21 protein-coding genes and 1 pseudogene are annotated in these 22,209 nt (G+C 60.2%); 10 read left to right on the plus strand and 12 right to left on the minus strand.

Annotation, left to right across the window (positions count from 1 at the left end):
* Window positions 1-3: 3 nt before the first annotated feature.
* Window positions 4-504 (minus strand): ATP-dependent zinc protease, encoded by a 501-nt coding sequence (locus CI807_RS03845; protein WP_095013790.1) that lies wholly within the window; start codon window positions 502-504, stop codon window positions 4-6.
* Between the two features lie 173 nt (window positions 505-677).
* Between CI807_RS03845 and CI807_RS03850 the strand changes: the two genes are divergently transcribed.
* The gene (locus CI807_RS03850; RefSeq protein ID WP_095013791.1) at window positions 678-1,562 is read left to right on the plus strand and encodes an acyltransferase; all 885 of its coding nucleotides are present in this window, start codon (window positions 678-680) and stop codon (window positions 1,560-1,562) included.
* Here CI807_RS03850 and CI807_RS03855 read toward each other — a convergent pair whose 3' ends face one another.
* Entirely contained in the window at window positions 1,563-2,135 is a 573-nt protein-coding gene (locus tag CI807_RS03855; RefSeq protein WP_095013792.1) for a DUF2780 domain-containing protein, read from the minus strand. It abuts the gene before it with no gap.
* Between the two features lie 151 nt (window positions 2,136-2,286).
* On the opposite strand from CI807_RS03855, the gene CI807_RS03860 reads away from it, so the two are divergent.
* The 5 genes from CI807_RS03860 to CI807_RS03880 all read left to right on the plus strand — a co-directional run bounded on the left by CI807_RS03860 (window position 2,287) and on the right by CI807_RS03880 (window position 5,205).
* Complete coding sequence (locus CI807_RS03860; RefSeq protein WP_256578706.1) at window positions 2,287-2,913, plus strand: RNA polymerase sigma factor; 627 nt, start codon at window positions 2,287-2,289, stop codon at window positions 2,911-2,913.
* Window positions 2,910-3,587, plus strand: a complete 678-nt coding sequence (locus CI807_RS03865) for an anti-sigma factor domain-containing protein (protein WP_095013793.1) — start codon at window positions 2,910-2,912, stop codon at window positions 3,585-3,587. Before CI807_RS03860 ends, CI807_RS03865 begins: the two co-directional genes overlap by 4 nt.
* Before the next feature lie 76 nt (window positions 3,588-3,663).
* Window positions 3,664-4,122 (plus strand): anti-sigma factor domain-containing protein, encoded by a 459-nt coding sequence (locus CI807_RS03870; protein WP_095013794.1) that lies wholly within the window; start codon window positions 3,664-3,666, stop codon window positions 4,120-4,122.
* Between the two features lie 135 nt (window positions 4,123-4,257).
* On the plus strand, window positions 4,258-4,659 hold the full coding sequence (locus CI807_RS03875; protein ID WP_095013795.1) for a DUF3757 domain-containing protein: 402 nt from the start codon (window positions 4,258-4,260) through the stop codon (window positions 4,657-4,659).
* A 153-nt stretch (window positions 4,660-4,812) separates the two neighbouring features.
* On the plus strand, window positions 4,813-5,205 hold the full coding sequence (locus CI807_RS03880; RefSeq protein ID WP_256578707.1) for a hypothetical protein: 393 nt from the start codon (window positions 4,813-4,815) through the stop codon (window positions 5,203-5,205).
* Window positions 5,206-5,255: 50 nt separating this feature from the next.
* Here the strand turns inward: CI807_RS03880 and fdhA are convergent, their stop codons facing one another.
* The 8 genes and pseudogenes from fdhA to CI807_RS03920 form a co-directional block, all read right to left on the minus strand.
* The gene (fdhA, locus tag CI807_RS03885) at window positions 5,256-6,455 is read right to left on the minus strand and encodes a formaldehyde dehydrogenase, glutathione-independent (protein ID WP_016977809.1); all 1,200 of its coding nucleotides are present in this window, start codon (window positions 6,453-6,455) and stop codon (window positions 5,256-5,258) included.
* A 196-nt stretch (window positions 6,456-6,651) separates the two neighbouring features.
* Complete coding sequence (purU, locus tag CI807_RS03890) at window positions 6,652-7,509, minus strand: formyltetrahydrofolate deformylase (RefSeq protein WP_095013796.1); 858 nt, start codon at window positions 7,507-7,509, stop codon at window positions 6,652-6,654.
* A 10-nt stretch (window positions 7,510-7,519) separates the two neighbouring features.
* Window positions 7,520-8,152 (minus strand): sarcosine oxidase subunit gamma, encoded by a 633-nt coding sequence (locus tag CI807_RS03895; protein ID WP_095013797.1) that lies wholly within the window; start codon window positions 8,150-8,152, stop codon window positions 7,520-7,522.
* A gap of 56 nt (window positions 8,153-8,208) precedes the next feature.
* Window positions 8,209-11,226, minus strand: a complete 3,018-nt coding sequence (locus tag CI807_RS03900; RefSeq protein WP_095013798.1) for a sarcosine oxidase subunit alpha — start codon at window positions 11,224-11,226, stop codon at window positions 8,209-8,211.
* The gene (locus tag CI807_RS03905) at window positions 11,223-11,525 is read right to left on the minus strand and encodes a sarcosine oxidase subunit delta (protein ID WP_010207083.1); all 303 of its coding nucleotides are present in this window, start codon (window positions 11,523-11,525) and stop codon (window positions 11,223-11,225) included. The genes CI807_RS03900 and CI807_RS03905 overlap by 4 nt, the downstream gene beginning before the upstream one ends.
* Before the next feature lie 15 nt (window positions 11,526-11,540).
* Window positions 11,541-12,791: a sarcosine oxidase subunit beta gene (locus CI807_RS03910; protein WP_010207084.1), complete on the minus strand. Its 1,251-nt coding sequence runs from the start codon at window positions 12,789-12,791 to the stop codon at window positions 11,541-11,543.
* A gap of 22 nt (window positions 12,792-12,813) precedes the next feature.
* Window positions 12,814-14,067 carry a serine hydroxymethyltransferase gene (glyA, locus tag CI807_RS03915; RefSeq protein ID WP_016977805.1) on the minus strand — a complete coding sequence of 418 codons (1,254 nt, stop codon included), beginning with the start codon at window positions 14,065-14,067 and terminating at the stop codon, window positions 12,814-12,816.
* Window positions 14,068-14,204: 137 nt separating this feature from the next.
* A pseudogene (locus tag CI807_RS03920) lies at window positions 14,205-14,955 on the minus strand (TraX family protein).
* Between the two features lie 90 nt (window positions 14,956-15,045).
* Here CI807_RS03920 and CI807_RS03925 point away from each other — a divergent pair.
* Window positions 15,046-16,086: a low specificity L-threonine aldolase gene (locus CI807_RS03925; protein ID WP_028618222.1), complete on the plus strand. Its 1,041-nt coding sequence runs from the start codon at window positions 15,046-15,048 to the stop codon at window positions 16,084-16,086.
* Between the two features lie 176 nt (window positions 16,087-16,262).
* A complete protein-coding gene (locus tag CI807_RS03930; RefSeq protein ID WP_095013799.1) occupies window positions 16,263-16,463 on the plus strand; it encodes a hypothetical protein in 201 nt (66 codons plus the stop codon).
* A gap of 74 nt (window positions 16,464-16,537) precedes the next feature.
* Here the strand turns inward: CI807_RS03930 and CI807_RS03935 are convergent, their stop codons facing one another.
* Window positions 16,538-18,358 carry an FAD-dependent oxidoreductase gene (locus CI807_RS03935; protein ID WP_095013800.1) on the minus strand — a complete coding sequence of 607 codons (1,821 nt, stop codon included), beginning with the start codon at window positions 18,356-18,358 and terminating at the stop codon, window positions 16,538-16,540.
* A 283-nt stretch (window positions 18,359-18,641) separates the two neighbouring features.
* Between CI807_RS03935 and CI807_RS03940 the strand changes: the two genes are divergently transcribed.
* Together CI807_RS03940 and CI807_RS03945 are read left to right on the plus strand one after the other, a co-directional pair.
* Window positions 18,642-20,081, plus strand: a complete 1,440-nt coding sequence (locus CI807_RS03940) for a cytosine permease (protein ID WP_095017496.1) — start codon at window positions 18,642-18,644, stop codon at window positions 20,079-20,081.
* Window positions 20,078-20,893 carry a nitrilase family protein gene (locus tag CI807_RS03945; protein WP_095013801.1) on the plus strand — a complete coding sequence of 272 codons (816 nt, stop codon included), beginning with the start codon at window positions 20,078-20,080 and terminating at the stop codon, window positions 20,891-20,893. The genes CI807_RS03940 and CI807_RS03945 overlap by 4 nt, the downstream gene beginning before the upstream one ends.
* 3 nt (window positions 20,894-20,896) lie before the next feature.
* Here the strand turns inward: CI807_RS03945 and gbcB are convergent, their stop codons facing one another.
* Complete coding sequence (gbcB, locus tag CI807_RS03950) at window positions 20,897-21,997, minus strand: glycine-betaine demethylase subunit GbcB (RefSeq protein ID WP_028618224.1); 1,101 nt, start codon at window positions 21,995-21,997, stop codon at window positions 20,897-20,899.
* Window positions 21,998-22,209 lie beyond the last annotated feature (212 nt).

Raw genomic sequence — 22,209 nt, forward strand, 5'->3', positions numbered from 1 at the left:
CCGTCAGCAGTCCGGTTTGTCGGCAGTGTAACGACGGGCAGGGTTTACCGCAGCGCCGAATTCACGCAGGGCCTTGGCGCCGATCAGCAACGGGTAGTTGAAGCTGCTGCGGTCGGTGAGGTTGACCTCGACAGTGCGCTTGACGTCGCCCAGGCACATTTCCAGGTCGATCACCGGGCGCTTGGCCACAGTGGCTTCGTCCTTGTCGTCGTCTTCGTCGGCGCGGCTCTTGATCTTGCTGATGCGCGAGACTTTGTGTTCGTAGACTTTGTTGGAGGCATCCTTGCCGCCGAGGCGGAAGCGCACCCAATCGTCGCCGTTACGGGTGAAGGTCTGGATGTCGCGGGCCGACAGCGAGGCGGTCAGCGCGCCAGTGTCCATCTTGGCCTTGAAGGTTTCGCCGATTTCCGGCAATTGGATGTATTCGTAGCGACCGTAGAGGGTCGGTTCGGCGGCCATGACCGGCAGGGCAACCAGGGCGAGCGAGGCAAATAGCAGTTTCACGAAGTGATTTCCTCGAAAAGAAGTAGGCGGATTCTAGACCGCAAAGGCAGTACTTAGTTAGCTCGCCCCAGCATAGCCGGCACATTGTGAAACATTCGTCCGGCGAATTGGGATTTGGCCTCTAGACTCAAGCTGCTTATCATGGCCCGCCCACAGGATTTCAAGAGTTACTTATGCGCCGCCTGCTCACCGGCTGTTTTGTCTCATTGCTACTGCTGCTCAACACCCTGATCCTGATCGGGCCGTTGATGGTGTTTGCCCTGCTCAAGCTGGTGGCTCCCGGCCGCTATCGTGACTACATGTCGTGGGCGGTAATGTGGATCGCCGAGACCTGGGCCGAGATCGACAAGTTGATCTTCGCGCTGTGCATCCCGACCCAATGGGATATTCGCGGCGGAGAGGACCTACGGGGCGATACGTCCTACCTGGTGATCAGCAACCACCAATCCTGGGTGGATATACCGGCACTGATCCAGGCCCTGAACCGCCGCACGCCGTTCTTCAAATTCTTCCTGAAAAAAGAGCTGATCTGGGTGCCCTTCCTCGGCCTGGCCTGGTGGGCGCTGGATTACCCATTCATGAAGCGCTATACCAAGGCCTTCCTGGCCAAGCACCCGGAACTGGCGGGGCAGGATTTAAAAATCACCAAGGAAGCCTGTGAGTTGTTCAAGCGCCAGCCGGTAACGGTGGTCAATTACCTGGAAGGCACGCGCTTCAACGAAACCAAGCGCAAGCAGCAGGATTCACCCTTCACCCGCTTGCTCAAGCCCAAGGCGGGCGGCGTGGCGTTCGTATTGGCGGCGATGGGTGAGCAGCTGGATGCGGTGCTCGACGTGACCGTGGTCTATCCGCAGCAAAAGATTCCGGGGTTCTGGGATTTGATCAGTGGCGATGTGCCCAAGGTGATCATTGATATCCGCACCCGCGAACTGGATCCGGCGTTGTGGCAAGGGGATTACGAGAATGATCCGGCGTTTCGCCAGACCGTCCAGAACTGGGTGAACCAGCTCTGGATGGAGAAGGACGCGCGCATCGAGCAACTGCGCGCGGAACGTTAGTTAGCCGCCAGTGCCCCAGGCCGAGGCCAGCTTGCCCAGCACCGACTGGTCGGCGCCCTGACCGCCCAGGTATTGCAGGATCACGGGGGCAAATTTGCCAACCATGCTGTTGTCCATGCCCAGTGCGCTGAAGGCGGTGTTCAGGTCGTTAGTGTTCTTCACGTTACCCAGCAAGCCATCCAGGCCGCTGGTCTTGCTGCCGCCGGTCTGGCCGAGCATCCCGCTCAAGGCGCCGAGGCTGCCCAAGGCGTTGTTGCCCGACAACTGGTCGAGGCCCGGCACGCTGTTGCCCAGTTGTGAATAATCGTTGCCGCTCAGTTTGTTCTTGGCCAGGCCCAGCATGGCGCCCGTACCGCCGACCGCTTGTTCGGGGGTGATGTTCAGTTGCGAGGTCAGTGCGCTCAACAAGCCGGCCGTCTCGGACGACGGTGCCGCAGCGGCTGCCTTGTTGTTGCCGCCCTGCATGCCGGAAATCGCATTGGCTGCGTCGCCAAGGCTGAAGCCTGCAGCGAATACCGGGCCGGCTGCCAGGGTCATCAGGCAGGAAAGGGCGAAACCGCGTGAAATCTTCATCGAAACAACCTCTGGGTGTAGGAGCTGAAAGCAGGCGTTTGACTGACAGTCTGGAACGATTGTTCCCACACCAGGGTTAGTTCAGATTTTTCTGCATCCGAATGGCCTCGGCCCGCGTATAGCCTGCATACGCCACTCGGAGTTGGATGGAATGAATGCCCAGGCTGAACTACCCTCCGCTTACCGCGTGCCGTCCCGTCACCCTCGAACGAGGGTCTGGAGAAGCCCTATTAGCGCCGATGATGCTGACCCCTTGCGCCCTTTGCTGGCGCAATGTGCCCTGGGTAACCGCCAAGCGTTCGAAACCCTCTACCGCAGCGTTTCGCCGCGCCTGCACGGCGTGGCCCTGCGCTTCATGGGCCGTACGGACCTGGCCGAAGAAGTGCTGCAGGAAGCCTTCGTGCGTATCTGGTACAACGCTTCGCGCTACGAGGCGCACCTGTCTGCGCCGATGACCTGGATGGTCAACATCACCCGCAACCTGGCCATCGACCAGTTGCGCAAGCACCGCGAACAGCCGCTGGCCGACGGTCAGCAAGACGCCTTGGTCGACGACGCCCCCAGCGCCCACGACCAACTCGACCATGAACGCCAAGCCCACGCCCTGAACCGCTGCCTGGACACCCTCGACGGCATGCAACGCCGGTCGATCAGCGTGGCGTACTTCCAGGGCCTGTCGTACTCGGAGCTGGCGACACAGTTGGCAGCGCCCCTGGGCTCGGTCAAATCCTGGATCCGCCGCGGCATGGAACGCCTGCGCAGGTGCCTTGAATCATGAACTACCAGACCACCGCCCGGCGCCGCGCCCTGGCCGCCGACTACGCCATCGGGCTGATGCCCGCCACGGCGCGTCGACGCTTTGATGCACTGTTGCTGGAGGATGCCGCGCTGCGCGTCGAGCTCGGCCATTGGCAGGACGCGCTCGCCAGCCTGACCGGCGCCGTGCCCGAACGGCCGGTGCCGGCGCACGTATGGGCAGGTATCAAGGCACGCATCGAGCCGCAGGTATTGCATGTGCCGGCGAAGCAAGCGTTCTGGAAAAACATCCGTGTCCTGTCCGCCGCCTGCGCGGTGCTCGTCGCCATTACCGTAGGTGTGCTGTACCAACGTGACACGGGGGCGCAATACAACGCCACCCTGGTCAACGCCAGCCAACAGCCAGCCCTGCAGATCAAGGCATTCGCTGACCACCTGCAAGTGGAACCGCTGACACTGGCCGCGATAGCACCGACGCTGAGCCTGGAATTGTGGGCGATTGCGCCGGGTGGCAAACCGATCTCACTGGGCCTGCTGCCCGCTGCGGGCAAAGGCCGGATTCAACTGAGCGAGGCACAGCGAGCCTTGCTCACCGCACCTGTAACCCTGGCCGTGAGCTTGGAGCCCCAGGGTGGTTCGCCTAGCGGCCAACCCACCGGACCGGTGTTGTATCAGGGCCAATTGGCATCACTTTGAGCTGAACCGGGGCCAGGAACCCATCGCGCATACCAGGGTCCATGGCAGGACTGAAAGCCTTGCCAGGAATAGCCCCATGAGTGCGACCCGCCCCCCTGTGATTGAGCCAAAGCCCCCATTCTGGAGCCGCCCACGCCTGTTTATCGGCGTCTGCGTGGCCATCGTCACCGGCCTCGGTGCCGCGCTCTACACCCAGGACAACGTCAAGTCCGCCGCCACGCTGGTGACCACCGCCCAGCAGCCGGCCGCGCAGATAATGGCGCACAAGGACTACCTCGAAGTCGAACCGATCGCGACGGGGGCGCCTGAGCCCGACCGCAGCCTGGAACTCTGGGCCATGCCCGAAGGTGGCGCGCCGGTTTCGCTAGGGCTTTTACCGGAGGATGGCAAAGGCATTATCGGCCTCAACCCGCGCCAGCAGAAAAGCATTAGCGAGCCGGTGGAGTTGATGGTGAGTTCGGAAACCAAGGGCGGGTCGTTGAGCAAGCAGCCCACGGGGCCGACGGTTTACCAGGGAGCGTTGGCCGCTCGCTGAATCGATGCGCTGCATCTCGGAATGAAAACCCGGTTGCTAATCACGAATCACTCTAGATAACTGTCACTTTTAACAGTTGCCGTCACTGAATATTCACTTGCAGCATGATTCCTCCCAGCCCCACCGGAGGTCGTCATGAAAAGTGCAATGCTTGCAGGTGTATTTGCCGCCACGGCACTGCTGAACACATCGTATGCAGCGACCTCCACCTGTCCGACACCCCAGCAGATCAAACAGAACCCCATGGACAACGGCGGCTATCGCTACGAGATGCGCCAGCCTGATGGACACACGTGGTCAGGTGAGAACCCGCAAGCTACAGCGTCCTACCTGACTGACTCAACATTCCACGATGCCCGTTACACAGCAGAGGACCACTCCGTCACCTGCACCTACAAAGGACCGATGAATAACGACGCGAGCTTTTCGGTCACGCTCAAACCTGTCTTGAATTGGAACCTTATCCCTAAAGGCGATTGGAGAGGCACGTATTGCGAAGCGCTGGAAATTGCCAAGTGCTCATTCACGCATCAGTGAAAAACGCCACCGAATAATTCCTACAGTGACTGTCCACACGTCCACGACCCGCGGTCCAGGTTCTGATGGAACTCACCCATCGATACAGCCCACCCAAGCTAGCCTTCCCATTCACATTCAACGGGTAGGCTCACCACACTACAAGGAGCTGTAATGATCACGATCGGATTGATTCCCAATTTTTATGTTGCCTTCAGCGCACTCAACCATTTGCCATCTCGCAGCCAAACCCAGGCTCCACAGCCCCTGGCTACCGGCATCGACCAATGCCCTTCCCCCCGCGACATCCAATCCAAACCCTACACAGACCCTGATGTTCCCGCGCCCTATGGCGAGGGCTACCAATACACTGCCACCACCAACGGCAAGCCCTGGACAGGGCAAACGGCAGCCACTCAGGATGACTACCTGGCGCCGGAGTACGAACTCAAGGCCGAGGCCATCAATGAACGAAACGGCAAGATCCATTGCGACTATGGTGGCAAACGCCTGATCAAGAACGGTGAGGTGGCCGATCCCAACCTGCGACTCACAACCACCCAGTAACCCATAAAAAATGGCGACCTCCAGGGTCGCCATTTATTCAGCCTTGAACCTTACGCCGCACTGAACAGCTTGTGCGGATCAATCACAAACTTCTTCGGCACACCCGCATCGAACTCGCCATACCCACGTGGCGCATCATCCAGGCTGATGACCTGCACGCCGACGATTTCGGCAATGTTGATACGGTCCCACATGATCGCCTGCATCAGCGCGCGGTTGTACTTCATCACCGGGGTCTGGCCGGTGTGGAAGCTGTGGGACTTGGCCCAGCCGAGGCCGAAGCGAATGCTCAGGCTGCCCATCTTGGCAGCGGCATCCACCGCACCTGGATCTTCGGTGACGTACAGGCCCGGAATACCGATCTTGCCGGCCACGCGCACCACGCCCATCAGCGAGTTGAGCACGGTGGCCGGGGCTTCGGCTTTCACGCCTTCATGGCCGTGGCCACGGGCTTCGAAACCAACGGCGTCGACGGCGCAATCCACTTCCGGCTCGCCCAGCAGCGCAGCGATCTGTTCGTGCAGTGGGGTATCGGTGGACAGGTCGGCCACTTCAAAACCTTGGGCCTTGGCGTGAGCCAGGCGGATCGGGTTGACGTCGCCGATGATCACCACCGCCGCGCCCAACAGGCGTGCAGAAGCCGCAGCGGCCAGACCAACCGGGCCAGCGCCCGCGATGTACACGGTGCTGCCTGGGCCAACGCCAGCCGTGACGGCGCCGTGGTAGCCCGTCGGGAGAATGTCGGAGAGACACGTCAGGTCGCGGATTTTCTCCATGGCCTTGTCGCGGTCCGGCAGTTTCAGCAGGTTGAAGTCGGCATACGGCACCAGCACGTATTCAGCCTGGCCGCCGGTCCAGTCGCCCATGTCGACATAGCCGTAGGCACCGCCGGCACGGGCCGGGTTGACGGTCAGGCAGACGCCGGTGTGTTGCTCTTTGCAGGAACGGCAGCGGCCGCAAGCCACGTTGAAGGGAACCGAAACCAGGTCGCCGATCTTCAGGTTCTCGACGTCGCTGCCCTTCTCGATCACTTCACCGGTAATTTCATGACCGAGCACCAGGCCGGTCTGGGCAGTGGTGCGGCCGCGCACCATGTGTTGGTCGGAGCCGCAGATGTTGGTGGAGACCACGCGCAGGATGACGCCGTGCTCAATCTTCCTGCCACGGGGGTCCTGCATTTTGGGATAGTCGATTTTCTGTACTTCGACCTTGCCGTTGCCGAGATACACGACACCACGATTACCAGACATGCTTTCACCTCGCTGTTGTTTTTATGGAACTGCGTTGCCCGTTGGGTGGGCAGCGCGTTAAGTGCTCGGGTACAGATGCTGTTTTTGCGTTGTTTGTTAGAGCCTCTTCGCGAGCAAGCCCGCTCCCACATTTGGATGCATTCCAACTTTGGAACACGGTCGAATGTGGGAGCGGGCTTGCTCGCGAAGGCGTCCATCAGAGCACCACTGTTCTATTGGCGTTAAGAAACACCCGCCGCTCAATGTGATACCCAACGGCTCGGGCTAACGTCAGCCCTTCAATATCCCGCCCCTTGGCAATCAAATCCTCGGGATAGTGGCTGTGATCCACCACCTCCACGCCCTGGGCAATGATCGGGCCTTCGTCCAGATCGTTGTTGATGTAATGCGCCGTGGCGCCCACCAACTTCACGCCCTTGTTGTACGCCTGGTGGTACGGCTTGGCGCCCTTGAACCCCGGCAACAACGAGTGGTGAATGTTGATGGCCTTGCCATCCAACTTGCGACACAGCTCCGGCGACAGCACTTGCATGTAGCGCGCAAGGATCACCAATTCCGCGCCGGTGTCTTCCACCACCTGCCACACCTGACGCTCCTGGGACGGTTTGTCGTTGGGGTCGAGGGGGAAATGGTAGTAGGGAATCTGGTGCCAGTCGGCCAAAGGCTTCAAATCAGGGTGGTTGGACACCACCGCGACCACGTCCATCGACAGTTGGCCGATGCGCTGGCGATACAGCAGATCGTTCAGGCAGTGATCGGCCTTGGAGACCATGATCACCACTTTTGGTCGGTAATTCGGCGCCGTCAGCTCGAAGATCATGCCGAAGGCGTCACCACGCGTGGCCAGGCCATCGCGGAAACCTTGTTCGTCAAAACCGTCGGGCTGGCGGAACTCCACACGGATGAAGAACCGGCCCGAAAGCCGGTCATCGAACGAGTGGTGCTCGGTAACGTAGCAACCCTGCTCGAACAGGTAGCGGGTGACCGCGTCCACCGTGCCGAGCACGCTGGGGCAGTCGGCGGTCAAAATCCATGTATCAGGTGCGCGGCTCATGGGGTATTCCTCAGGCTTGGACGCTCAGGCCGAATTCGGCGGATGCATCCTGTAACCACAACCACCAGTAATCCGAGAAGCTGCGACGGATCAGCAGTTCCCAGGTGTCTTCAGCCGTGTGGCGGATCACCAGTTGCGACTTGGCGAACACCGTGCCCACCGCCTTGCCCACCGGGAAGTTGTTGGGGTGCACGTCGTAGCTGGTGGACTTCATCAGCACGTCGCGTACGTTCGGGCCGCTCAGTTCAAGGATCTGCTGGCCGCCGCTGACGTTGACGACCTGGATGTGCAAATCACCCAGGGCGGCACGCAGGTTTTGCTCGGCGGCGAACTCTTCACCGCTTGGCACGATCAGCAGCCACTCATCCGGGCCGAGCCACTGCAGGCTGGTTTCACCCTTGACGATCACTTGCAAGGCGCCGGGCAACTCAATGCCCAGGGCCTTGTGCACGCCGGCGGCGAACGCTGCGTCATGGCCGTCGCCCCGGATAGTCAGGTGACCCAAGAGTTTCTTTTCACGCACGGTCACGCCGGCGTTCTTGCGACCCTTGCCAACCAGGCTGGCGAGGTCGGCATGGTGCAGCGACGACTCGGCCTGGGCGCCGGTGGTGGGGCGTTGTTGGTAAACATTGGCTGCTGTCATAAAGCACCTATCCAAATTCTGTTGTGAGGCTACTGGCGTCTTCGCGACACGGTCCGTCAGATATTTTGACGATCGCCCTTAGGATCGAAGAACACCGAAGACACAATCTCCGCCTCGATCACGCTGCCATCCGCCTGCGGTGAAAACACCCGCTCGCCGATGCGCTTCAAGCCACCCTTCACCACCGCCATCGCAAACGAATAACCCAGGGAGTTATGCGCATAGCTCGATGTCACGTGGCCGACCATCTTCATCGGAATCGACTGCTTCGGATCAAACACCAACTGCGCGCCTTCCGGCAGCCAAACGGTCGGGTCGATCGGTTTCAAGCCCACCAGTTGCTTACGCTCCTCACGCACGCAGTCTTCACGGTTCATGCCGCGCCAGCCGATCCACGAGAACGGTTTGGTGCGACCCACACACCAGCCCATGTTCAGGTCATCCGGGGTCATCGAGCCGTCGGTGTCCTGGCCGACGATGATGAAGCCCTTCTCCGCCCGCAGCACGTGCATGGTTTCGGTGCCGTACGGGGTCAGGTTGTACTTCTTGCCGGCGTCGACGATTTTTTCCAGTACGCCCATGGCGTAGTCGGCCTGCACGTTGACTTCGTACGACAGCTCACCGGTAAACGAGATCCGGAACACACGGGCCGGTACGCCACCGACCAAACCTTCCTTCCAGGTCATGAACGGGAAGCCGTCCTTGTCCAGGTCGATGTCGGTGACTTCCGCCAGCAGCTTGCGGCTGTTGGGGCCGGACAGGGTCATGGTGGCCCAGTGGTCGGTGACCGAGGTGAAGTACACCTTGAGGTCTGGCCATTCGGTCTGTTGGTAGATTTCCAGCCACTGGAGTACGCGGGCGGCGCCGCCGGTGGTGGTGGTCATCAGGAAGTGGTTGTCGGCGAGGCAGGCGGTCACGCCGTCGTCGAAGACCATGCCGTCTTCCTTGCACATCAGGCCGTAACGCGCCTTGCCCACGTCGAGCTTGGTCCAGGCGTTGGAGTAGATGCGGTTGAGGAACTCACGCGCGTCCGGGCCCTGGATGTCGATCTTGCCGAGGGTCGACGCATCCAGCAGGCCGACGCTGTCGCGCACGGCCAGGCATTCGCGTTTCACCGCCGCATGCAGGTCTTCACCGTTGCGTGGGAAGTACCACGGGCGTTTCCACTGGCCGACGTCTTCAAACTCGGCGCCGTTCTTCACGTGCCAGGCTTGCAGCGCGGTGTAGCGCACCGGTTCGAAAATGTGCCCACAGTGACGACCCGCGACGGCGCCGAACGTGACCGGCGTGTAGTTCGGGCGGAACATAGTGGTGCCCATCTGCGGGATGGTCACGTTCAGCGAGCGGGCAGCAATCGCCAGGCCGTTGACGTTGCCCAGCTTGCCCTGGTCAGTGCCGAAGCCCAGCGCGGTGTAGCGTTTGACGTGCTCTACCGACTCGAAACCTTCGCGGGTCGCCAGTTCGATGGCGGCGGCGGTCACGTCGTTTTGCAGGTCGACGAATTGCTTTGGCGCCCGTGCGGTTGGCTTGTCGTGCGGCACTTGGTAGATCGCCAGCGTCGGCTCTTCCAGGCGGCTGAGGGCTTTTGGCAGGGTGCCTTCCACCGGCGCGAAACCGGCTTCGCTGGCTGCGCGCACGCCGCCTTCAAAACCGTCAGCCAGGGAATCGCCAAGGCCATAGACGCCGTTGATACCACCGACGCACACGCGTTTCTGCGGTGCTTCGCCCGGCACAAAACCGAGGATGTCTTCACGCCAGGTCGGCTTGCCGCCCAGGTGCGAAGCCAGGTGGACCACCGGGCTGTAGCCGCCGGAGCTGGCGACCAGGTCGCAGTCCAGCCACTCGCCAGGGCTGGTGACTTTATGCGCTTTCACATCGATCGCAGCAACGCGAGCGGCGGTGACGTGCTTGCTGCCACGCGCCTCGATCACAGCGCTGCCGGTGAGGATTCGAATACCTTTGGCACGGGCTTCTTCAACCAGTGCGCCGCGTGGGTTGTGGCGCACATCGGCCACGGCCACCACTTGCAGACCAGCGTCGAGCCAGTCCAGCGCAACGCGGTAGGCGTGATCGTTGTTGGTGGACAGCACCAATTTCTTGCCCGGTGCCACTCCGTAGCGGCGCACGTAGGTAGAGACTGCGCCGGCCAGCATGTTGCCTGGTACGTCGTTGTTGCCGTAGACCAGTGGACGCTCGCACGCACCGGTCGCCAGCACCACACGCTTGGCCCGCACACGGTGGATGCGTTGGCGCACCACACCAATCGGCGCACGGTCACCGAGGTGGTCGGTGAGGCGCTCGTGAATGGTCAGGAAGTTATGGTCGTGGTAGCCGTTGACGGTGGCGCGGGGCAGCAGCACCACGTCCGGCAGGGCTTTCAATTCAGCAATGACGCTGGCAACCCATTCCGCCGCCGGCTTGCCGTCGAGGCTTTCGCGCGAGTCCAGCAGCGAACCACCGAACTCTTCCTGCTCATCGGCGATGATCACGCGGGCACCACTGCGTGCGGCGGCCAATGCTGCGGCCAAACCCGCAGGGCCCGCGCCGACGATCAGCACATCACAGTGACGGTTGAAGTTGTCATAGGTGTCCGGATCGTTCTCGGTCGGCGAGCGGCCAAGGCCAGCGGCCTTACGGATGTACTTCTCGTATGTCATCCAGAACGATTGCGGGTACATGAAGGTTTTGTAGTAGAAACCCGGCGGCATCAGCTTGCCGCCGACCTTGCCAAGAATGCCCATCACGTCATTGTTGACGTTCGGCCAGCCGTTGGTGCTGGTGGCGACCAAACCTTGGTACAGCGCCTGTTGCGTGGCGCGCACGTTAGGAATCTGGGTGGCTTCGGTAGCGCCGATCTGCAGCACCGCGTTCGGCTCTTCGGCGCCCGCAGCGAAAATGCCGCGAGGGCGCGAGTACTTGAAGCTGCGGCCGATAATGTCGACGCCGTTGGCCAGCAGCGCTGCGGCCAATGTGTCGCCTTCAAAGCCTTTGTAGCTTTGGCCGTTGAACGTAAACGTGAGGACTTTATTACGGTCGATCCGGCCACCGTTGGACAGGCGATTGGTCTGGCTCATACCTTCTCTCCAGAGGCCTTGGCGGTGAATTGTGGCTTCTCACCGATCTTGTAGGTTTCAAGAATTTCGTAGGTCAGGGTGTCGCGGGTCGCGTTGAAGTACTGGCGGCAACCGGCGGCGTGAATCCACAGTTCGTGGTGCAGGCCACGGGGGTTGTCGCGAAAGAACATGTAGTCGCCCCACTCTTCATCGGTGCAGGCGTTCGGGTCCAGCGGGCGCGGTATGTGCGCTTGGCCGGACGCGTGGAATTCCTCTTCGGAGCGCAGTTCGCCACAGTGAGGACAGAAGATATGCAACATAGGGAATTTCTCCTGTTAGTGGGCGACGGCCGCAGCGCCGTGTTCGTCGATCAACGCACCGTTGTGGAAACGGTCGATGGAAAAAGGTGCCGCCAACGGGTGCATCTCACCCTTGGCCAGGCTCGCGGCAAACACGTTGCCTGAGCCCGGCGTGGCCTTGAAGCCACCGGTGCCCCAACCGCAGTTGAAGAACATGTTCGGCACCGGCGTTTTGGAGATGATCGGGCACGCATCCGGCGTGGTATCGACGATGCCGCCCCACTGACGGTTCATGCGCACGCGCGACAGCACCGGGAACATCTCGACGATGGCCTGGATGGTGTGTTCGATCACCGGGTACGAGCCGCGCTGGCCGTAGCCGTTGTAGCCGTCGATACCGGCGCCGATCACCAGGTCGCCCTTGTCGGATTGACTGATGTAGCCGTGCACGGCGTTGGACATGATCACGCTGTCGATAATCGGCTTGATCGGCTCCGACACCAACGCTTGCAGCGGGTGGGATTCGATCGGCAGGCGAAAGCCCGCCAGCGAGGCCATGTGCCCGGAGTTACCGGCAGTGACCACACCGACGCGCTTGGCGCCGATGAAGCCCTTGTTGGTTTCCACGCCGATGCACACGCCATTTTCCTTGCGGAAGCCGATCACTTCGGTCTGCTGGATCAAATCCACGCCGAGGGCGTCGGCGGCACGGGCAAAGCCCCAGGCCACGGCATCGTGACGGGCCACGCCGCCGCGACGTTGTACAGTGGCGCCGAGGACCGGGTAGCGAGTGTTCTTGGAGCAATCGAGGTACGGGATCTCGTCGGCCACTTGCTTGGCGTTGAGCAGTTCGCCGTCCACGCCATTGAGGCGGTTGGCGCTGACGCGGCGCTCGGAATCACGGATGTCTTGCAGGGTGTGGCACAGGTTGTACACGCCACGCTGGGAGAACATCACGTTGTAGTTCAGGTCCTGGGACAGGCCTTCCCACAGTTTCATTGCGTGTTCGTACAGGTGGGCCGACTCATCCCACAGGTAGTTGGAACGCACGATGGTGGTGTTGCGCGCGGTGTTACCGCCGCCCAGCCAGCCTTTCTCGACCACGGCCACATTGGTGATGCCGTGCTCCTTGGCCAGGTAGTAGGCGGTCGCCAGGCCATGCCCGCCGCCGCCGACGATGACCACGTCGTAGACCTTTTTAGGGGTCGGCGTGCGCCACATTTTCTGCCAGTTTTCGTGGTGGCTGAGTGAGTGCTTGAAGAGGCCGAAGCCCGAGTAGCGTTGCATAGTCATTACTCCAAAACCGCGCTCAGCGATAAACCGGGAAATCAGCGCACAGGGCAGACACGTGCTTGGCCACGTTGGCCTCGACATCGGCGTCGCCGAGGTTGTCGAGGATGTCGCAGATCCAGCCAGCCAGTTCGATGCATTGCGGCACCTTGAAACCACGCGTGGTCACCGCTGGGGTGCCGATGCGCAGGCCCGAGGTCACGAACGGCGACTGCGGGTCATTCGGCACCGCGTTCTTGTTGACGGTGATGTGGGCGCGACCGAGGGCGGCGTCCGCCTCTTTGCCGGTGAGGCCCTGACGGATCAGGCTGACCAGGAACAGGTGGTTATCGGTGCCGCCGGACACCACGTCATAGCCGCGCTTGATGAACACCTCGGCCATGGCCTGTGCGTTGTCGATCACTTGTTGCTGGTAAGCCTTGAAGCCTGGCTCCAGCGCTTCCTTGAAGCACACGGCCTTGCCGGCGATGACGTGCATCAGCGGGCCGCCCTGGGCACCTGGGAATACCGCAGCGTTGAGTTTCTTTTCGATTTCTTCGTTGGACTTGGCCAGGATCAAGCCACCACGCGGACCGCGCAGGGTCTTGTGGGTGGTGGTGGTGACCACATCAGCGTAGGGCAGCGGGTTCGGGTACAGGCCAGCGGCAACCAGGCCGGCGACGTGGGCCATGTCGACGAACAGCAGTGCGCCCACCTTGTCGGCGATCTGACGGAAACGTGGAAAATCCAGCGTCTTGGAGTAGGCAGAGAAACCGGCTACGACCATTTTAGGTTTGTGCTCCACCGCCAGGCGCTCGACTTCGTCGTAGTCGATCAGGCCGGTGTCGGTGTTGATGCCATATTGCACTGCGTTGTACAGCTTGCCCGAGGACGACACTTTGGCGCCGTGGGTCAGGTGACCACCGTGGGCCAGGCTCATGCCCAGGATAGTGTCGCCGGCTTGCAGCAGGGCCAGGTACACCGCGCTGTTGGCGGACGAACCGGAGTGTGGCTGCACGTTGGCGTAATCGGCACCGAACAGTTGCTTGGCGCGTTCGATGGCCAGGGCTTCTACTTTGTCCACGTGCTCGCAGCCACCGTAGTAGCGCTTGCCTGGGTAACCTTCGGCGTATTTGTTGGTAAGGCCGCTGCCTTGAGCTTCCATCACGCGTTTGCTGGTGTAGTTCTCTGACGCGATCAGCTCGATATGATCTTCCTGGCGCTGCTCCTCGGCGTTCATGGCCGCCAGCAGTGCGTCGTCATATCCCTGAATCTGGTCTTGTTTGCTGAACATCGCGTCTCTCCCAGCCTTTCGTATTGTTGAGGCCCGTGCAGGGCCCTTTGATGCGATGGTAGGGCTGGCGTCAGCAGGTCAAATGCCTACGCACGCCACGCAAAGGTGCGTTTACGACATGGAATGAATTCTGCGACTCAAGCAAGGCTGTGGCGCAGAGCCAGCAGTAGCAGGAAATGCGCGGGATAGAGGGCGTACGCCCAGCGGCGCATAGGCGGCGGGGAGGCGGCGGGGAGGCGGCGGGGAGGCGTTTTTGGCGTGTCGCAACAGGACCAGGCCGAGTAGTGGCGCAATCAGGCAAGTGGCCAATCCCGCCAACGCGACGAGGGAGCCACTAGCGAGCAGAACCTGCCATTGATTGGCCGCGACGCAGACCACGCCAGGTAATACGCTTAAATACCAGGGACGACGGAACACCAGCAGCATCGCCAGCGGCAGTAATACGCCAAAAAAACCGAACATCAGCTGCGTGGAAAACACGGCGGCAATCGTGACGGCAATCAGCGCCAATCCTCGATCAAAAAACGCTTTCTGCTGCCATCCTCGGGCAACCAACAAACCCAACGCCAAGGTCGGCAATACGTTCAACGTATCGACATCCTCGATAAACATCCGATACGGCACTTCACTGATCACACTAAACAGCAACAGCCAGCCCAAGTAGCGCCATTGGCCTGTCACAGGCGCGCTCCTGACCCGGTGCAGATTCGCCGCAATCGCCAGGCAAAACCACGGGAACGCCAGGCGCCCCGGCACATACAGGCCATCCAGGCTCAAACCGACATAGCGCAAGTGGTCCATCACCATGCTCAACAGCGCCAGCCACTTGAGCAAATCCAAAGCGCCATCACGGACACGTCCGACAGGAATTGTTTGAGTACCGTGCATAATTCCCCAGTGACTTTGCATTTACAGTACGTGCGCACCCGCGACAATCTTGGTTACAGTGCGCACCAACATCGACCACAGGAATGGGCCATGACCGACAAGAGCCAACAATTCGCCAGTGACAACTATTCGGGTATCTGCCCGGAAGCCTGGGCCGCCATGGAACAAGCCAACCAGGGCCATCAGCGCGCCTACGGCGATGATGAATGGACCCACCGCGCCGCTGACGGTTTCCGCAACTTGTTCGAAACCGACTGCGAAGTGTTCTTCGCCTTCAACGGCACCGCCGCCAACTCCCTGGCGCTGTCGTCCTTGTGCCAGAGCTACCATAGCGTGATTTGCTCGGAAACCGCCCACGTCGAGACCGACGAATGCGGCGCGCCGGAGTTTTTCTCCAACGGTTCCAAGCTGCTTACCGCTCGCACCGAAAACGGTAAGCTGACCCCGGAGTCGATCCGCGAGATCGCCCTCAAGCGCCAGGACATTCACTACCCCAAACCACGCGTGGTCACCCTGACCCAAGCCACGGAAGTCGGCAGCGTGTATACCCCGGATGAAATACGCGCCATCAGCGTGACCTGCAAAGAGTTGGGGCTGAACCTGCACATGGACGGCGCGCGCTTCTCCAACGCCTGCGCGTTCCTCGGCTGCTCGCCCGCCGACCTGACCTGGAAAGCTGGCGTGGACGTGCTGTGCTTTGGCGGCACCAAGAACGGTATGGCCGTGGGTGAAGCGATCCTATTCTTCAACCACAAGCTGGCCGAAGACTTCGACTACCGCTGCAAACAGGCCGGCCAACTGGCCTCGAAAATGCGCTTCCTGTCCGCGCCGTGGGTAGGCCTGCTGGAAAACGACGCCTGGCTCAAACACGCGCGTCACGCCAACCACTGCGCTCAACTGCTGAGCAGCCTGGTGGCGGATATTCCTGGCGTGGAGTTGATGTTCCCGGTGCAGGCCAACGGCGTGTTCCTGCAACTCTCGGAACCGGCGATTGCCGCGTTGACCGCCAAGGGCTGGCGTTTCTACACCTTTATCGGCAAAGGCGGCGCACGTTTCATGTGTGCGTGGGATACCGAGGAAGAACGTGTAAGAGAATTGGCGGCGGATATTCGGAAAGTGATGGAAGCCTGAAAACACGGGGCTTTCAGCGCTTCTTCAGAGACTGTTTGTACGTATTTCTGACAGTATCTATCTACCCCCTGTCTTGGATAGGATCTTGTCACCCCGAACAAACGGACGCGTTACTTCGGGGCTGACTGCCTGCCGAATAATCGGTCGGAAATGGAAATCCAGCAGAGGGTTACATCATGGAATATCAGAACAACGGCAACAGCCTGCAGAGCGACGGCACGATCAGCACCACCGTCATTGATTGGGATGAGTTCAGGAAATACGCAAAAGTCGGTGACACCATCCGAGAGCCATCAAGGACATTGAGGATCTACGAAAAAGCCTATGAATTGACAGCATCAGGCCAGCACTTCGTAATCCATATCTACGCCCAATAACCTTTAACGCCTAAGGCCCGCGCCGGAGACTCATGACCTCCGACGCGGAACCGAAATGGCTTACAACGCCTTACTTACAACGCCTTCGGCTGGAGCGCCGTCCATTGTTCGATGGGGCCGGGGTTTTCGAGAGGGGTTCCACCGTTGAATTTCACCGCCAGTTTATTTACGGCGTTCAAGGCTGTCGTCACCGCCCCTTCCGCCCACCCCCCTGTCCACGAAACGTCGTCACCCGCGAGAATGAACCCGTCGGGATTCGAGCTCGACACACCGTTCATGAACTGAGAAAACAACAGGCGCTGGTATTCATACTGCCCCGGTAGGTTCATTTTGAAAGCGCACAGAAAGAACGGCTGCTCTTCCCAGTTGATTTCGACAAAGGGGTTGGTCATGCCGAACTCATTCGCCAGGTCCAACTGATGAGGGGCATACATACTGTCCAGCAGGGTTGTGCACAGTTGCACGTGGGACGGCAGCGGCGCACTGCGATCCCCCTGGAATTTGAGGCTGTCGTCATTCCAGGTGTATGACAAAAACATGCCGCTCCCCCTGTAAGGTCCAAGGCTTTGGCCATAGTCCAGCAGGTAGGTGCCACGGGTGATTCGATCCGATAAGGTCACGCTCATTTTGTGTTGAACATCACTACCGACATCGGTCCAGAACGGCCGTTTTGTCTGGGCGAAGATTTTTGCTGACTGCATGTAATGGGTATACATCACCGCTTCCCATTCCTTTGGGGATAACAGGTCATTCATTTGGTCGAAGCGCGCCGCGCCATCCATATAGCGGAATTTGTCGAGGATCCGTTTATGAGGCGTGTAGACCACGGCAGGAAAAGTGTATTGACGGGCGCCTCCGATATTATGGTCATACACCCACACGTCGAACTCGCCATCCGGCCGCCTTATGATCTGCCGCACTTCCTGTTTGAAAGGCTGGGCAATGACCTCGGTAGTCAGACTTTGGACGGTGGTGTCTGCAGGCCAATGGACCATAGCGTCGCCGAGGGCATCCGGGGCACGGTTCCACAGTCGTGTAGGCAGCTCGCTGGAGCCGTCGTACATCAGCTTGTGGTTGGTATCCAGCCCGGTATACAGCACCCGCAACACTTCCAGGAAACAGTTCGGATAGTCGGTGTTCCAACCGCCGGTGCCGAAGCCGATCTGACCGAACAGATCGATGTCTTCACGACTCCAACCAGCTTGTTCGACCATAGCAGCAAAAAAGCTGAGGTTGTCCCAACCTGCATCCAGAATGGCATTCCACAAGGTCTTGATCTTGACCTGATCAATGCTGCCCTCGGACATCGCCGTTTCCATTTCAGTGAAATTAATCGGGTCCTGCTCAAGGAAAACCTTGAATAACTTGTCCTCGATATCGGCATACTCCAGCGGCAGGTTATCGCCTTCGTAATAGACTTGTCGTTGCTGATAGTCCACCACGGTACTGGGGGTTGCAGGCGAACCTGGGTTGGGAAAGTCAGTCGAGTTGGCCGTCATGCCAACCTTGTCGAAATAGTGCATCAACGCCTTGCCTGACACAGGAAAGCGCATGGCACCCATTTCGCAGATCATACTGTTGTCGGGATCTTGCGGATCGCCCGTCACGTAGGCATACAGCCGCCCACCGATGCGGTCACTGGCCTCCACCACCACGGGGTGCAACCCCATGCGCATGGCTTCATAGGCCGCGACCATTCCCGCGACGCCGGCGCCGACGATCAACACCTTGCTGCCATACGCCAGACTGGAAACCCGCGCCAACGGCGTGCCGTTGCTGGAGGCGGTCTCTAGGAACTTGGCGTAATGAAAAGGAAAGTCTGGGGGAAGTGCAGTGACATCGTTGGCAAGCAAGCGCGCAGCGCCTTTACCACTGCGGGAGGGAATAGCAGACATGGTAATCATCCTTGAGATTTAAATAGGATGTCCACCTACTGCTTCACTGCGAAGGGCGACTACGACGAATCTGTTCACGAGCGTAGTCAATCGTAGGAGATTTCTCTATATCATTTAGGAATAAAAAATGAATCCGTAAGGCAAGCCTCATTCCAGGGGTGTTTGCACGCTCAGTTCAAAGATTCATGAAGTGATTATTTGAGAATGCCGATTCAATTGTTTTTTTTCTTACAGGACTCTGCGCAGCTCACTCAATAAAAAACAGACCGTGATACCTATGAACATGCCCTCTGACCGATCGGCTGCTCCCCCTTCCAGCACGCTTAAAATCGAAACCCGCTCCATCGACTACGTGCCGCGCAATGAACGCCACGGCAAGGTCTGGCACCAGGCGCCGTTCTGGTTCACCGGCAACTTCGTACTCACCACCATGGTCACCGGGTTTACCGGCGCCGCCTTGGGGCTGAGCCTGGTATACGCGATCCTGGCGATCGTAATCGGCGTATGTCTGGGCACGTTTGCCATGGCGTTCCACGCCAACCAGGGACCGCGCATGGGCTTGCCGCAGATGATCCAGTCGCGCGCCCAGTTCGGCCTGCGGGGTGCCATCGTGCCGTTTATCGCGGTGGTCTTCGTATATATCGGCTTCAACGTGTTCAACGTGATCCTGGCCACGGACGCCATCAATACCGTGCTGCCGGGCAACCGCGCGCCTTGGTATGCGTTGATGATCATCCTCGCCGTGGTGATCGCGGTCATCGGTCATGACCTGCTGCACACCGTGCAACGCTGGCTGACCTACGTGATGATCAGCGTGTTCGCGGTCCTGACCGTTGCGGCCTTGCTGCACCTGCAAGCCGATTCAGCCGTGGTCGACGCACATTTTTCCTGGTCCGCCTTCTTGATCCAGTTGTCAGCCGCTGCGGGTTACCAGATCAGCTACGCCGTGTATGTCTCGGATTATTCGCGCTACCTGCCCCATAACACGCCGTCGCGCAGTGTCATCCTCTGGACCTACCTGGGGGCAGCCGGGTCGGCGCTATGGTTGATGTCGCTGGGCGCCCTCCTCGCCTCGGCGCTGCCCTCGCCCGACGCTATTGGCAGCGTGCAGGCCGTGGGCAACCAGCTGCTACCTGGGTTTGGCACCTTTACCGTGCTGATTGCAGTGCCGGCGCTGGTCGGGATCATGGCCGTCAACTGCTATGGCGCGATGCTCACCGGGATCAGCGCCATTGACGGCTTTGTACCGATCAAGCCACGCATCAAGAGCCGCATCGTCGGGATCAGCCTGGTGGCCGCCGTCATTTTCGTGATCGCCTTGAGCATCCCCGAAAGCTACTTGCACAGCTTCAACACCTTCGTGCTCTTGATGCTGTACTTCCTGGTGCCCTGGACGGCAGTCAACCTCGCTGACTTCTACGTCGTGCGAAAAGGGCGCTACGCCATCAGCGACATTTTCAACCCGGCCGGCATCTATGGCCGCTGGTCGAGTGCCGGCCTTGTTGCGTATTTCCTAGGCCTGGCGGCAATGATTCCGTTTATGTCGCTGGGGTTTTATCAAGGCCCGATCAGCGTGAGCCTGGACGGCGCGGATGTTGCGTTCGTGGTCGGCCTGGCCGTCTCGGCAGTGATTTACTGCGTGATGAGCCGCCGACTCGATCACGCCGCGGAGTCACGGGCCATGCAAGCCAGTGAGCGCGTGCTGGAAGGAGACATGTCGTGACACAGCTGCGCGTCGTTTGCCATCAACTGGCGCCGCGTATCGGCGATGCCGAGTACAACCGGGCACTGACCGAACGCGCGATTCGTGAAGCGGCCAGCCTAAAGGCTCAGTTGATTATCCTGCCGGAACTGATCCAGAGCGGCTACGCGTTCACCGACCGGAAGGAAGCCCACACGGCCTCCGAAGCACTCGACGGACCGACCTTGAGCCTGTGGAAAACCCTGGCGCGCGAACTTGGGATCATCATCGTCGCAGGGTTTTGCGAGCGCTTGAGCGGCGGACATGTCGCCAACAGTGCGGCGCTGATCGAACCCACCGGCCGGTTGACGGTGTATCGCAAGGCCCACCTGTGGGACCGCGAGAAACTGATCTTCACCCCCGGTGATGCGCCACCTCCGGTGGTCGACACCGCCATTGGGCGGATCGGCATGATGATTTGCTACGACCTGGAACTGCCCGAATGGGTGCGCCTGCCGGCGCTGGCGCAAGCCGACCTGCTCTGCGTCCCGGTAAACTGGCCCGACGGGCCGCGCCCCGTGGGTGAGCGCCCGGCTGAGATCGTAAGAATCCAGGCCAACGCGGCGGTCAACCGCATGTTCATTGCCGCGTGCGACCGTTATGGCGAAGAACGTAGCGTCAACTGGGTGGGCGGCTCGGTCATTGTCGACGCTGATGGCTACCCGCTGGCCGGGGCAGCCTCACACCCAGAGGAACAGCGACTGGTGGCGGACCTGCCGCTGGAACAGGCCCGGAACAAGTCAATCAGCGCCCGCAACAATGTCCACCAGGATCGTCGTCCAGAACTCTACTGAGGGTCAGAACTCGATGCGCACATCCCCCTTCGGCACACTGCAGCACGACAGGATGTAACCCTCGGCTTCGTCTTCCTCAGTGATGCCGCCGTTGTGGTCCATTTCAACCTCGCCGCCCAGCTTCATCACCTTGCAGGTGCCGCAGATGCCCATGCCGCAGGCTTTCGGGATCAACAGGCCAAGCTTGGCGGCTGCGGCATGCACGGTTTCACCGGGGGCGACGCGAATGCTTTTGCCCGACGCGATGAACTCCACTTGGTGCAGATCCGCCAAGTCGATTTCCGGCGCGTCGGCGGCTTGTTCGGCTTGTTCGACCGCATCCGCACGGGCTTCCGGCGGCGTAGCGCCGAAGGATTCCTCGTGGTAACGCGTCATGTCGAAACCCGCCACTTCCAGCAGGCGCTTTACAGCGTTCATGTACGGCGTAGGGCCGCAGCAGAACACTTCGCGCTCCAGGAAGTCCGGCACCATCAGTTCGAGCATCTTGTGGTTCAGGTAACCGCGATACCCCGCCCAAGGCTCACCCAAGCCGTGTTTCTCACAGATCAGGTGCAGGCTGAAGTTGTCGATCCGCGACGCCATGTGCTCCAGCTCGCGGTGGTAGATGATGTCCTTGGGCGAACGGGCGCTGTGGATAAACGTCATGTCGACGTTGGCGTTGGTGTCGTAGAACCAGCGCGCCATGGACATGACTGGCGTTATCCCCACGCCGCCGCTGAGGTACAACACTTTCGGGCTTGGGAAATCGATGGCATTGAACAAGCCTACCGGCCCGTGCACCGCAAGCTCTTGCCCTTCATGCAGAGTGTCGTGCAACCAGTTGGACACCTTGCCGCCTGGCACGCGCTTGATGGTCACCGAGAAGCTGTAAGGCACCGACGGTGAACTGGAAATGGTGTAGGAGCGCATGATCGGCTGGCCTTCGATTTCCAGCTCCAGGGTGACGAATTGCCCCGGCTTGAAAAAGAACAGGATCGGCTGGTCAGCCATGAAACAGAAGGTGCGCACGTCCCAGGTTTCCTGGATGACTTTGACGCAACGGACAATGTGCCGGCCATTGGCCCAGGTCTGGGTGGTTACCGGATTCAGGAAATTATTGGACATGTTGTTCTCCACCGCCGACATCGGCCTTATGGTGGCGATTCTGCGTAACGCCAGAACCACCCATTTACCTATCTGCGACATTCACATACTTATCGCGACCAGCCCCCAACGACCTAGGGTTGCGCGTCGGGAACAGATTGGGCCATGTCGCCCATGGATAAGGTTCGGCCCATCGCCGGCCCCACACTCGCTCCCAACACAGACGCTTTTTT

The sequence above is a fragment of the Pseudomonas sp. NS1(2017) genome (assembly GCF_002269425.1).
GTDB lineage: Bacteria > Pseudomonadota > Gammaproteobacteria > Pseudomonadales > Pseudomonadaceae > Aquipseudomonas > Aquipseudomonas reactans.